Genomic DNA, 13,903 nt, shown 5'->3' with positions numbered 1-13,903 from the left:
TTTCAATTATATCAAAACTCCAAAAAAATGTCCAGTTTTTTTTCACATTCTGAACAATTTTTTTGAATTACTCTAATTGATTAGTGTAATCGTAATATTATACGATTTTTTTTCTGTTTTGTCTATCTTTATTTATTACTAAAAAAACTTTTCAATAACTGTCTTTAATGCATCATCATTATTTGAAGTACTTTCAAACTTTGACATTGCCTTTATTTCGTCATTTGCATTGGCAACTGCAACCGGCATACCTACCACCTCAAGAAGCGGAATATCATTATAACTGTCTCCTACAGCTATCATTTCTTCCATTTTTATACCTATTAACTCTCCCAGCTTTCTCAATGTTTTACCTTTATTTATATTTTTATTTGCAATTTCAAGAAAGATAGGTTTGGATATTGCTATAAAATAGTCATTTCCATATTTTGATTTCATATGTTCTTCCGCTTTTTTTACTGTTTCAGGATCGCTTATAAGCATGGATTTTGTAGTTTTGTCAATTCCGTAGCCTTTAAGTTCCTCAAGACTTCCAAACTCTGTAAACTTCATTCCGCACAGTTTTGCTTCAAATCTTGTATTTTCAGTATCCTTGCTTGCATAAACAGTATCATCTCCATATAAAACCATCGGAATTTCAATTTCACATGAAAGTTCGTATATTTTTCTTATATCTTCCCAGTCAAGCCCTTCATGAAAAATCATTTTCCTATCAGTCATATCTATAAGCTGACCACCGTTAAATGCCAATACATATCCCCCAAGTTTATCCATTTCCAGTTCTTTAGCATATTCAAACATTGCAAAACTTGGTCTTCCGCTTGCCAGAACGAACTTCACCCCTTTTTTCTGAATCTCTTTTATTGCTTCAATATTTCCTGCTGAAGTGAAATGTTCATCATTTAATAATGTTCCATCCATATCAGTAGCAATCAGTTTATACTCCATTCTTTTCCTCCATTTTTAGATTTCTTTCATTATATTAACTAAATTTAATATTTTCCAGTTCAGTATTGTAATTACAGAAAAGCTTTATTTATAACAATTCCATAAGTTTTATCACATCTTCCTTTCTGGTTGCCCAGCTTGTGGCAAATCTTATAACTGTATGGTTTTCATCGTATTTTTCCCAGAAGCTGAATACAACACGTTTTGAAAGCTCTTCCATTTTACTGTTTTCAACTATTATAAACTGCTGATTTGTAGGTGATTCAAAGTAGAATCTGTATCCTTTTTCAGCCAGTTCCCTTTTTAATATTTCCGACATTTCTATGGCATGTTTACTTATCCTGAAGTACAGATTATCTGTAAACAGCGTGTCAAACTGCACTCCCAGAAGTCTTCCCTTTGCAAGCAATGCTCCATGCTGTTTTATAAATGTGACGAAATTTTTTGGTGCATTATTATGCGTGAAGACAATTGCTTCTCCGGACAATGCCCCTATTTTTGTTCCTCCAATGTAAAACACATCACACAGCTCACATAAAACTTCCAGTGTAACATCGGTATTTTTAGCCATCAGGCCATATCCAAGTCTAGCTCCGTCCACAAACAGAGGTATTCCATAATCTCTGCAGACTTTACTAAGTTCCGTTAAATCTTCTTTTGTATAAAGAGTTCCGTATTCTGTAGGGTGGGAAATATAAACCATTCCAGGATAGACCATATGCTGATGGTTCTGATCATTGTAAAATGTCTCAATGAATTTTCTTAATTCTACAGTATTTATTTTCCCTTCATGCTGAGGTAGTGGCATCACCTTATGGCCTGTGAATTCTATCGCTCCTGATTCATGTACGTTTATATGGCCTGTTTCAGCTGCAACAGCTCCTTCATAAGATTCCAGCAGGGCATCTATTACAACTGCATTTGTCTGGGTTCCTCCTGTTAAAAGGTACACATCTGCATTATCATTTTTACACGCCTTCTTTATTTTCTCCTTCGCACTTAAAGTATACTTGTCAGTTCCATATCCCGGAAGCTTCTCATCATTTGTCCTTATAAATGCATCCAGTATCTCCTTGCAGGCTCCTTCTGTGTAATCATTTGCAAAATACAGCATGTCTCTCTCCTTTCAACTTCATTTAAATACTTGCATTATGTAAATTTAGATATCTAAATACTCCTCTTCTTTTATCATATGTTTTTCCAGATTCTTTCCCTTACGCAAAAAATAATATGCACTTCTTTTTTTGTCTGCCCTTATATAAAAAGTTTTTCCATCCATTTCAACAAATGCAACATTACTTTCAAGTGCAATCGCATCTGTACTTTCTTTTTTCATTATTTCATCAAATTCTTTTCTTTCCTCTTCCTCATAATGGACATTATTCAGATATGGTAAAATACCCAGTCCTTTCACCCATTTATACCTCGGTCTATCTATCCCTTCAATAAATTCACTGTCACTGAATCCAGCCTTAAACCAGCATAGTGACCCTGCACTTAGTCCGGAAAGCACAATATTTTTCTTATATGCTTCCTTCAAGTATTTATCTACTGAATATTTTTCCCAGATTTTCATCATATATTCTGTATTTCCCCCTCCAACATATATAATATCAGATTTTAATATTGTATCTCTTATGTCATCCTCTTCAATATTTTCCTTTGTCAGATAGAGAATTTTTACATCACATCCAAGTTCTCCGTAAACTTTTTTAACAGTTTCAATATATCCCTCCGCATCATGACTCGCAGTAGGAATAAAGAGCAGCGAAGGTCTTTCTTTTCCAGAAAGTGAAACTATAAATTTGTCAATGTTTAAAGTCTCTCCATCTTTTATTTCTCCTCCGCCTATAGCCACTATTCTTCCCATAAGTCCTTCTCCTTTTCTGACTATAGTATATGTTGCAAAAATGGAACTGAACAAACAAGAAAATACATTAAAATCACCTTTACAGACTTATTTTTATCTCCCCATTTTTTACAGTTCCATTTCTTCATTTTAATAATTTTAAAAATATTTATGTACTAATCCTTATATCCATTAGGATTTTTCTTCTGCCAGTTCCATGAATCTGCACACATCTGCTCTATTGTATATGTAGGTTCCCAACCTAACAGATTTTTAGCCTTATCTATACGTGCATAAGATACTGGAATATCCCCTGCACGACGTCCTGCTATGACATAAGGTATTTTCTTTCCTACCGCCTTTTCAAAATTTTCAACTATTTCAAGGACACTATATCCTTTTCCGCTTCCAAGATTAATCGCTTCAAATCCTTTACCTTTTCCTGAAACAAGATATTTAATTGAGGCTGAATGTCCTGCCGCCAGGTCATTTATATGGATAAAGTCCCTTATACATGTTCCATCAGGTGTATCATAGTCATCTCCGAATACGCTTAATTTTTCAAGTTTTCCTACTGCCACCTGAGTGATGTAAGGTGCAAGGTTGTTAGGAATTCCATTAGGGTCTTCCCCTATATCTCCACTTTCATGTGCACCTAGAGGATTGAAATATCTTAATGCTATTATTTCCCATGAATCATCTGATGCGGCCAGATCCACAAGAATATGCTCTATCATAAGTTTTGTTCTTCCATAAGGATTTGTAGCTCCCATGTCATTGTCTTCCACTAATGGCATTGCCTTTGGAATACCGTAAACCGTAGCTGAAGAGCTGAACACAAGTTTTTTCACTGAAAATTCCTGCATAACTTCAAGAAGAACTATCATTCCTATTAGGTTATTATCATAATACATAAGAGGCTTTTCAACTGATTCACCTACCGCCTTATATCCGGCAAAGTTAATGACAGCATCAATTTTATTTTCCTTGAAAACTTCCCTTAAACCTTCCTTATTACGTATATCCAGTTCATAATATTTTATTTTCCTGTCTGCCAGCCTTTCCAGAATACTTATAACTTTTTTACTTGAATTGCTGAAATCATCAGCAATAATAACATCGAAACCTTTTTTTATCAAATCCAGTACTGTATGGGAGCCTATGTACCCTGCTCCTCCTGTTACCAAAACTGTTTCCATAGTGTAATTTCTCCTTTATTTTATATAGCAAATATAGCCAACAAAGCCAAAATAGCAGGAACTCCCTGCATAAGAAGAATTCTGTATGAAACTGTAACAGCACCATATATTGCCGCACACACCACGCATGACAGAAAAAATATGGCAAGCTGAATCTGAAATACACCTGTCTCAAATATGCTCCATATTAATCCCATCGCCAGAAATCCATTATATAGTCCTTGATTAGCCATCATTATTTTTACTCTTTCATCTTTAAGAAACTCTTTTTCAAGCCCAAAACTTCTCTGGGCAACTTTGCTTTCACTGAAGAACATTTCTATAATCAGAATATAGATATGCTCCACCGCCACAAGCAATATTAACAATCCAGCAATAATACCCAATTTCAACCTCCAATATATTAAACTTTCTGTAAACGGCTATTTTATACTAATATTTTCTAGTCCTTTACACTTAATATTAAAGGTTTTCCATCTACAATTGCAAGACTGTGTTCATACTGGGCAGATCTTTTACCGTCTTTTGTGACAGCTGTCCACATATCCTGAAGTATTTTTACCTTGTAAGTCCCTACATTTACCATAGGCTCAACAGTAATTACCATTCCATCTTCAATTTTTGCACCAGTTCCAGCTTTTCCATAGTTTGGAATTATTGGGTCTTCGTGCATTTCTTTTCCGACACCATGTCCTGCAAAATCTCTTACAAGAGAAAATCCAAAACTTTCCACATATTCCTGAATAGTATGCCCTATGTCACCTATTCTATTTCCGGCACGTGCCGCTTCAATTCCAATATCTCTGGCCTTTTTAGTAACTTCCATAAGTTTTTTTGCTTCTTCGTCTATTTCTCCTACAGCATAAGTTATTGCCGCATCTCCAAAATATCCGTCAAGCACCGTAACTGTATCAACTGTCAGTATGTCTCCCTCTTTCAGGATCTGCTTTTTACTTGGAATTCCATGCACTACAACTTCATTTACAGAAATACATGTAGCTGCCGGATACGGAGGATAAGGTCTTCCTATATCATATCCTTTTGTCCCTGGAATTGCACCCTGAGATCTCATGTAGTCTTCCGCTATCTGATCCAGTTCATGTGTACTTATTCCCGGCTTAATATACTGAGGCAGTACATCTTCAAACAGTCTCGCTATAATTTCATTTGCTTTTTTTATCTTTTTTATTTCATCCATTGTTTTATAAATTATCATTGTACTTACTCTTTCTGCCATTTTTAGTTATTTGAAAATAATTCCTGTTAAAAATGGGCTTTTTCTTTAAAATTTTATCAGAAACTTTATTTCAGATTCTGATAAATATAATCACTTTATTTTACTATTTCTCCAATATTTCGATTATATCCTTTGTTATTTCATCCAGTTTTTTTGCTCCATCCACAGAATAAACCTTGTTCTGTTTTTTATAGAAATCTAAAACCGGAGCTGTCTGTTCATTGTAAACTGCCAGTCTTTTTTTCACTGTTTCTTCATTGTCGTCAGCTCTCTGTTCAAGGTCTTCCGGATTTTCATCAACAGGCGGATTATATTTTATGTGGTATATTTTTCCTGTCTTTTTAGATACTCTTCTTCCTGTAATTCTTTCTATTATTTCATCATCACTTACATCAAGGGCAATTACCTTTTCAATTTCCCTGTTGGATTTTTCCAATATTTTATCTAATTCCTCGGCCTGAGCAACAGTTCTAGGAAATCCGTCAAGAATAAACCCTTTTTTGCAGTCATCTTCCTGAAGTCTTGCTTCTACAAGTCCGTTTACTATTTCATCAGATACAAGTTTACCTTCATCCATAAGTTTTTTTGCTTCTAATCCTAACGGAGTTTTATTTGCTATTGCCGCTCTTAAAATATCTCCTGTAGAAATTTGAGGTATTTCATATTTTTTTATAAGTTCTTTCGCCTGAGTTCCTTTTCCTGCTCCTGGAGCTCCAAATAATACTATGTTCATATTTTTTTCACACGATATATGTTACTTAACCGTGACTCCTTTCTATATTAGTAGTTTCCCTATCTGTTATTTATTTTACCACATTTTTTGAAAAAATTGAATAAATAAAACAAAAAAAAGCCCTGAAGTAAAACTTCAAGGCAATTCTATATTATTTAAAATTAGTTTCCATCAACAAATCTTACGTTTTCGAAATCTACATTTTGGAAGAATAATTCAACTCTTCTGTTATTGTATCTTCCTTTAACTGTGTTGTTAGTATCAACTGGTTGAGATTCTCCTCTTCCTGTGATAGTTCCGTAAGAAACTGTGTTTTTCAATCCATATTCTTTCAATAATCTAGCAACGTTTTGTGCTCTTGATACTGATAATTTTTGGTTGTAAGCATCTGATCCTGTAGAATCTGTATGTCCAACGAAATCGATTGATCCACCTTCAGCGAATTGGTTGATTACGTTTGCGATAGTTCCTAAATCTCTAGCTTCAGCTTCGTTAGGTACTCTTCCGTCAACTTTAAATCCTCTGATTACACATTTCTTTTCGCTTGCTGAACAGCTGAATGGTAATTCAACAGTTTTAGCACCAATTACTTTTGGTTGTGGAGCTGGTTTTACAACTTCTACTGGTTTTTCAACAGTAACAACTTCTTTAACTATTTTTGGTCCTCTGTCATTTTTCAATTGACCGAATCTGTATCCAACTCTTACTCCAAATGTGTCTAATGAATTTCTTTCTCTATCTCCAGTTGTTCTATCTTTTTCTGAGAATCCTGCTTTTTCATATAAAGCTTCTAATGAAACTGGTCCAAATTCAGTTCCTAATCCAACTGCTCCATATAATCCACCAGAAATATCTGTATCAGAAGCTAATTCTCTAGCTTCATTAGCGAAGTTATATCCTGCTCTTCCTAATACGTATAAAGCATCATTTCCAGATTGTGTAGTTACTAGGTTGAATTTTCCTAATGCATACACAGGTGCACTTCTAAATTGTTTGTTGTTGAATTTATCTTTTAATTTTCCTGAATTTGAAGATAATTTGTATTCAGCTCCAACTCCCCATTCAAATTCTCCTTGGTTATCGAAGATGTATTCTGCACCAAGAACTGGTCCTTTTTTAAATTTAAGGTTTTCTCCTTCACCATATTTTGCATCTCTACTGAAATCGTATCCGAATTTCAATTGTCCTTCAGACGCTATAGCATTTAATGCTAATAAAGCTGTCCCTAAAATAACTAACTTTTTCATTTAATTTCCTCCTTGATATTTCAAATCATTTAATTTCATAGTTTCCCTAACTTTCTTCTAAGATTATACTATAAGTTGCTAAAAAAATCAACTCTTTTTTTGTTTTTTAATTTTTTTATTTTACTTTTTTTTCAATCCCTTTAAAATTAAGGAATTTAACTATTTTTCACTTTTAATATTTTTCAATCTTTCCTTATATAATCATTATTTTTTCGATAGAATTTTCTATTTTTTTCATCAGTGCAATCCTATTATTTTTTATTTTACTGTTTTCTGTATTAATGATTACATTATCAAAGTATTCATCTATTATATCAGATTTTTCAAGCAATGTCTTTATATAAACTGAAAATTCCTGATTTTCAAGTGCTTCAAGCTCATTACTGAATTTGTAAAGGTTTCTTTCCTCTTCTTTTTCAAATAACGACTCATCAAGCAATGTATCGTTCTCTTTTTCTTCCTTAACTATATTTTTTACACGTTTCAGAAGATTTATCAGTGTTTTAAAATGCTCTGTATTTGACAGTTCAGAAAGGACTGCCAGTCTTTCATCCAGTTTTACAACACTGTCTTCAAGATCAATTTCATATGAAATCAAATCCTTGCTATATTTTTCAGAAAGAACGTTTACAACCCTCTGTTTAAAGAATTCTGTAATATCCTGAACTACATTTTCTGAAAGAATTTTTTTATCTTCCGAAAAAATTTCATATGCTTTTTCAATCAGCTTTTTATAATTAAAGTCAAGCTTAGAATTCAATGTGACATACACTATTCCCTGTATTGCACGTCTCAATGCATACGGATCTTTCGAACTTGTAGGCTTTAAACCAACAGAAAAGCATCCTGTAACCGTATCAATTTTATCAGCTATTCCTGCAATTGCTCCTTCTATTGTGGCAGGCAATGTATCTCCCTGGTATCTTGGCAAGTAATGTTCAAAAATACCTGCCGCAACATCCTTGTTTTCTCCCTGCTTTTCAGCATAAATTGAACCCATGAATCCCTGAAGTTTTGTAAATTCCTTTTCTGCTATTACATTTGATACTAAATCTGCTTTTGCAAGCTCAACTGTTCTCAGTATATTTTCCTTTTTATCCTGAAGATTAAGTTCATCTACAAGGTATTCCGCTATTTTTTTACTTCTTTCCACCTTGTCATAGATACTTCCCATATCCTTCTGGAATGTAACTTCCTTCAATTTCTCCACATTATCTGAAAATTTACCTTTTAAATCCTCATCAAAGAAGAATTTTGCATCTGCAAGTCTTGGCTCTATAACCTTTTCATTACCCTTCTTTACAGTTTCAGAATATTCAGGAGCATTTCTTATAAGGATAAACTTGTTTGTCAGTTTTCCATTTTTATCCCTCACAGGGAAATATCTCTGGTGTGTTTCCATTGTAATAGTTGTAATATCTTCAGGCAGCAGTAAATAATCCTTGTTGTATTCCCCCTTAATTGCATAAGGATATTCCACAAGGTTTATAACCTCTTCCAGAAGATAGTTGTTTACTACTGCAACGTCTCCGTCGTTTTCGCAGTTTTCTTTTATACTTTTAAGAATTGCTTCTTTTCTTTTATCTTTTTTAGCTATGACACAGTTCTTCTCCAGTACTTCTTCATATTGTGCCGGAGCAGGTATTTCAGCATCCTGAGATGCAAAATATCTCATACCTCTTGTTTTATTGCTTCCTGTTATCCCTTCAAATTCAAAAGGCAGCACCTTGTCTCCTAAAAGTGTTACAAACCATTTTATAGGTCTTGCAAATCTGAATGTTCTGTCGCTCCATTTCATAGATTTTTCAAATTCTATTTTTCTTACAACACTGTCCAGAATTTCCGGCAGTACCTCTTCAGTTGCCTTTCCCGCAATAAATGTTTCAATTGAAATATATTTTCCCTTTTCATTTTCTACAATTTTAACATCGCTTTCAGACGCATTCTGGGATTTTATAAATCCTTCTCCTGCTTTTGTAAGTTTTCCGTCCTTGTAAGCAATTTCTATTGACGGTCCCACACTTTTTTTATCCAGATCCTGCTGTTTTTCAGCAATATTCTTCACAATAACAGCAACCCTTCTCGGTGTACTGAAGGATTCGATATCAGAGAATGAAATTCTTTCGTCTGTCAATTTTTCTGTCATTATCTTTTTCAAATTTGCTTCAGTTTCATCTACATATCTGGAAGGAAGCTCTTCCAGTCCTATTTCAAAAAGAAAATCCATATAATCTCCTCTCTTTCCTTTTTACTTTTTCAGTAAAGGATATCCCAATCCTTTTCTAACTTCTACAAATTGTTCTGCACATCTTTTTGCTAAATCTCTGACTCTAAGAATATACGACATTCTTTCAGTTGTACTGATGGCTCCTCTTGCATCAAGATTGTTAAATGTATGGGAACATTTCAGAACATAATCATATGCCGGTAATACAAGCTTATGTTCAAGGCAGTTCAACGCTTCCTTTTCATACATGTCAAACAGCTGGAAATTCATAGGTACATCAGCCACTTCAAAACTGTATTTGGACATTTCATATTCATACTGGAAACGTCTTTCTCCGTATTTTACTCCTTTTGTCCATTCAAGGTCATATACATTTTCCTTGTCCTGAAGATAAAGAGCTATTCTTTCTAGTCCGTAAGTCAATTCAGCCGGAGTTATTTCCACTTCAAGTCCACCTACCTGTTGGAAATAAGTAAACTGCGTAATTTCCATTCCATCAAGCCATACTTCCCATCCTAGCCCCCATGCTCCAAGCGTAGGACTTTCCCAGTTATCTTCAACAAATCTTATATCATGCTTCTTCGGATCTATTCCTAAAGCTACCATGCTTTCAAGATAAAGCTCCTGGATATTTTCAGGTGACGGTTTCATGATTACCTGAAACTGGTGATGCTGATAAACTCTGTTTGGATTTTCTCCATATCTTCCATCTTTTGGTCTTCTTGACGGTTCAACATATGCAACCTTCCAAGGTTCAGGCCCTAAGGACATTAAAAATGTGTCAGGGTTAAATGTTCCTGCTCCTGTTTCCACATCATAAGGATTCCCGATTACACAACCTTTTTCTCCCCAGAATTTCTGCAACGTAAGTATTATTTCCTGAAAAGTCATTTGTCTCCATCCTTTCCTTATTTTTTTATTTAAATATTTTAAATATATATCAGTTAAAATCAGCATGAGGCTCTTTTATATGAGTAAAATTTTAGTAAATGAAAAATATAGTTTTATTTATTATATTTTTCCTATTTTGAGACATCCACATGGACTATTTTCTATTCTTTTCCATATGTTTTCTTACAAGATAGTCTATTACAATAATATAAATACCTATATGCACATACATATCTGCAACATTAAATACAAAATGCCATAATCCGTTAAAGTCTATCATATCCACGACAAACCCTCTGAATATTCTGTCAATCATATTTCCTATGGCTCCTGCGGCTATTATGGAAACTCCTATTTTTGTCCATTTTGTATAGTTTTTAAAGTTTTTATACTCTGTAAATACTATATACCCTAATAAAAGTAAGCTGACAACTGTAAATACCCCAATTTTCCCCTGAAACAGTCCAAAAATTCCTCCATGGTTTTCCACATAGGTAAAGTGAAAAAATCCTGGTATAACTGGTATCGAATACCCAATACTTCCATCTGCCACAGACAGCATCTCAGATTTTGTGAATTGATCAATCAGCGTAAGGACTGTAATAATTATTATATAAAGCATATTTCCTTCCTTTTTCCTATTTTGAAAAAATAAATTTATTTGCTGAGGCTGTCTCAAAAAAACTTAAAAAATAATGTAAACCTATTTTTTTCAAATTTTGAGACACCCTCTTTTTAATTGCTATTTTTCCAAAGAATTAAGAACTTTGGCACATCTCGGACATACATCTGTATGTTCGTGGTCATGACCAACTTCCTCATCATATTTCCAACATCTTTCACATTTTTCTCCAGATGCTTTTTCTACAGCGATGGTAATTCCATCTATTTCACTTTCATTTAATCTGTCATTTACAAACTTAACTTGTGAAACAATAAACAGGTCAGAAACTTCAGCTTCTGTATATTCCTTCAGGAATGCATATTCATCATTTGATATATTAAGAAGAACTATTGCATCAAGTGAGTGCCCTATCATTCCGGCCTGTCTTTCAGCTTCAAGCTTTTTATTAACTTCTTTTCTTAAATGATATATCTTTTCCCATTTTTTAGCAAGTCCTTCATTTTTATATTCAGGATTTGCTTCAATCCATGAAGTTAAATGAACACTTTCTTCCTCTTTTATACTTTCAGGTATTCTTTCCCAGATTTCTTCTGCCGTAAATGACAGCACAGGAGAAATTACCCTTACAAGAACTCTTAACACTTCTGTCAGTACAGTTTGTGCACTTCTTCTTTCAAGAGATTTCTTATTTTCACAGTAAAGTCTGTCTTTTACTATATCCAGATAGAAAGAAGACATTTCAATTGAACAGAAATATGTTATTTCCTGGAATAAACTGTAAAATTCATATTTATCATAATATTTTGTAGTCTTTTCCTTTAATTCTTCAAGCTTATGCATAGCCCATTTATCAATTTCAAACATTTCATTATATTCAACCTTGTCTTCTGAATAATTGAAATCGCTTAAATTTCCCATAAGGAATCTTGCAGTATTTCTTATTCTTCTATATGCATCAGACATTTGCTGAAGTATATTTTCAGAAATTCTTACATCTTCCCTGTAATCTACTGAAGATACCCAAAGTCTCAGAATATCAGCTCCATATTTTTCAGTAATATCTTTAGGAAGTATAGTATTTCCCAATGATTTTGACATTTTTCTACCTTGTCCATCCATTACAAATCCGTGAGTAAGTATTCTTCTATATGGTGCATCCTTTGTACTTGCTATCGAAGTCAGCAGTGATGACTGGAACCATCCTCTATGCTGGTCACTTCCTTCAAGGTAAAGGTCTGCAGGTCTTGGCAATTCCCTTGGCACAAGAACTCCTCTGTGTGAAACTCCTGAATCAAACCATACGTCCATTATACTTCTTTCTTTTCTTAATGGAGTATCTTTCAGGTTATATTTTTCAAGCAGTTCTTCCCCTATGATTTCTTCAGCTTCATATTTCCACCATATGTCAGTTCCTTCTTTTTTTACTAACTCAATAACTTTATCCATTATTTCAGGCTCATATATAACTTCATTTGTTTCCCTGTTATAGAATATAGGTATCGGTACTCCCCATACTCTCTGTCTTGAAATAGTCCAGTCCGGTCTTGTTTCAAGCATTGCATTAATTCTATTTTTCCCCCATTCAGGAACAAATTCAACATCCTTCAGTGCATCCAGCGCATTCTGTCTGATATCGCTTTCATCAACACTTATAAACCACTGTTCAGTTGCCCTGAAAATTACAGGCTTTTTACTTCTCCAGTCGTGGGGATATGAATGGGTAAATTTACTGTGGTGAAGCAGATGGCCACTTTCAGTAAGGTCTTCCACTATTACATTGCTTGCCTTTGCATAGAACATACCTTCGTATTTACCTGCTTCTTTTGTCATGTGACCTCTGTCATCAACAGGAGACAATATTCCTATATTATATTTTAATGCATAGTTGTAGTCATCCACCCCATGCCCAGGTGCAGAATGGACTGCTCCTGTTCCTGCATCTGCAGTTACATAGTCTCCAAGCATTACTAATCCATTTCTATCTAAGAATGGATGTCTGTAATGTGTTTTTTCCAATTCTGTTCCTTTAAATTCCTTCAATAGCTCATAAGATAATCCGAGTGTTGCAAACACTGTTTCAGCAAGACTTTTTGCTAAAATCAGGTTTCCTTTTTCTGTTTTATAAAGTCCATAATCAAATTCAGGATGCAGGAACACTCCCAAGTTTGCCGGCAATGTCCATGGAGTAGTTGTCCATATTAGGATACTTGCTTCATCTACTCCAAGTTTATCAAGTAAATCCTGCTCTGCTTCAAATTTTACATAAATTGAATGTGATTCAACATCCTTATATTCAATTTCCGCTTCAGCAAGTGCAGTTTCTGTAGTTGGTGACCAGTATACAGGTTTTAACCCTTTATATACATATCCATTTTCATATATTTCCTTGAATACTTTCAGCTGTTCCGCTTCATATTCAGGTCTTAATGTAACATAAGGATCATCCCAGTTTCCTAGAACTCCCAGTCTTATAAATTCTGCTTTCTGTTTTTCTACCCATTTAAGTGCATATTTCTTACATTCCTGTCTTATTTGAAGTGGAGTCATGCTTTTAGCCTTTTCTCCAAGTTCCTCCATGATTTTCCATTCTATCGGCAGTCCATGTGTATCCCATCCAGGAATATACGGAGCATTATAGCCTCTCAATCTTTTATATTTTAAAATTATATCCTTCAGAACTTTATTCAAGGCATGTCCTATATGAATATTACCATTTGCATATGGCGGTCCATCATGCAATATGAAATATCCTTTGTCTTCCTTCAGGGATTTTTCATAAATATTTGCCTTATTCCAGTCCCTTAGAGTGATTGGCTCCTTCTGAGCCAGATTTGCTTTCATTTTAAAGCTTGTTTTCGGTAAATTTAACGTTCCCGCATAATCTACCTTTTCAACATTCTGTTCTTCTGACATTTCTCCTCCAATTTTTTTGTTGTTTATATGAGGG

General features: G+C 34.2%; 12 protein-coding genes. All 12 read right to left on the bottom strand.

Going from position 1 to position 13,903, the window contains the following annotated elements:
* Nucleotides 1-138: 138 nt before the first annotated feature.
* On the bottom strand, nt 139-948 hold the full coding sequence (locus tag HMPREF1984_RS01455) for a Cof-type HAD-IIB family hydrolase (protein WP_021766096.1): 810 nt from the start codon (nt 946-948) through the stop codon (nt 139-141).
* Between the two features lie 88 nt (nt 949-1,036).
* The gene (locus HMPREF1984_RS01450) at nt 1,037-2,062 is read right to left on the bottom strand and encodes a low specificity L-threonine aldolase (protein WP_021766095.1); all 1,026 of its coding nucleotides are present in this window, start codon (nt 2,060-2,062) and stop codon (nt 1,037-1,039) included.
* Between the two features lie 45 nt (nt 2,063-2,107).
* Nucleotides 2,108-2,818 carry a peptidase E gene (locus HMPREF1984_RS01445; protein ID WP_036099352.1) on the bottom strand — a complete coding sequence of 237 codons (711 nt, stop codon included), beginning with the start codon at nt 2,816-2,818 and terminating at the stop codon, nt 2,108-2,110.
* Nucleotides 2,819-2,973: 155 nt separating this feature from the next.
* A complete protein-coding gene (galE, locus tag HMPREF1984_RS01440) occupies nt 2,974-3,996 on the bottom strand; it encodes a UDP-glucose 4-epimerase GalE (RefSeq protein ID WP_021766093.1) in 1,023 nt (340 codons plus the stop codon).
* Between the two features lie 20 nt (nt 3,997-4,016).
* On the bottom strand, nt 4,017-4,382 hold the full coding sequence (locus HMPREF1984_RS01435) for a DUF1304 domain-containing protein (RefSeq protein ID WP_036099350.1): 366 nt from the start codon (nt 4,380-4,382) through the stop codon (nt 4,017-4,019).
* 56 nt (nt 4,383-4,438) lie between these two features.
* Complete coding sequence (gene map, locus HMPREF1984_RS01430; protein ID WP_036099397.1) at nt 4,439-5,212, bottom strand: type I methionyl aminopeptidase; 774 nt, start codon at nt 5,210-5,212, stop codon at nt 4,439-4,441.
* A gap of 124 nt (nt 5,213-5,336) precedes the next feature.
* On the bottom strand, nt 5,337-5,966 hold the full coding sequence (locus HMPREF1984_RS01425) for an adenylate kinase (protein WP_021766090.1): 630 nt from the start codon (nt 5,964-5,966) through the stop codon (nt 5,337-5,339).
* 161 nt (nt 5,967-6,127) lie between these two features.
* The gene (locus HMPREF1984_RS01420; RefSeq protein ID WP_021766089.1) at nt 6,128-7,213 is read right to left on the bottom strand and encodes an OmpA family protein; all 1,086 of its coding nucleotides are present in this window, start codon (nt 7,211-7,213) and stop codon (nt 6,128-6,130) included.
* 193 nt (nt 7,214-7,406) lie between these two features.
* Nucleotides 7,407-9,440 carry a glycine--tRNA ligase subunit beta gene (gene glyS / locus HMPREF1984_RS01415; protein ID WP_021766088.1) on the bottom strand — a complete coding sequence of 678 codons (2,034 nt, stop codon included), beginning with the start codon at nt 9,438-9,440 and terminating at the stop codon, nt 7,407-7,409.
* A 21-nt stretch (nt 9,441-9,461) separates the two neighbouring features.
* Entirely contained in the window at nt 9,462-10,331 is an 870-nt protein-coding gene (gene glyQ, locus HMPREF1984_RS01410) for a glycine--tRNA ligase subunit alpha (RefSeq protein ID WP_036099395.1), read from the bottom strand.
* A gap of 154 nt (nt 10,332-10,485) precedes the next feature.
* Nucleotides 10,486-10,953, bottom strand: coding sequence for a signal peptidase II (gene lspA / locus HMPREF1984_RS01405; protein WP_036099348.1), 468 nt, complete (start codon nt 10,951-10,953; stop codon nt 10,486-10,488).
* A 120-nt stretch (nt 10,954-11,073) separates the two neighbouring features.
* Complete coding sequence (ileS, locus tag HMPREF1984_RS01400; RefSeq protein WP_036099393.1) at nt 11,074-13,869, bottom strand: isoleucine--tRNA ligase; 2,796 nt, start codon at nt 13,867-13,869, stop codon at nt 11,074-11,076.
* Nucleotides 13,870-13,903: the final 34 nt, after the last annotated feature.

Source organism: Leptotrichia sp. oral taxon 215 str. W9775 (assembly GCF_000469505.1).
Classification (GTDB): domain Bacteria; phylum Fusobacteriota; class Fusobacteriia; order Fusobacteriales; family Leptotrichiaceae; genus Leptotrichia_A.
The sequence above is the reverse complement of the archived record's forward strand: the minus strand, read 5'-3'. Positions and strand labels throughout refer to the sequence as shown.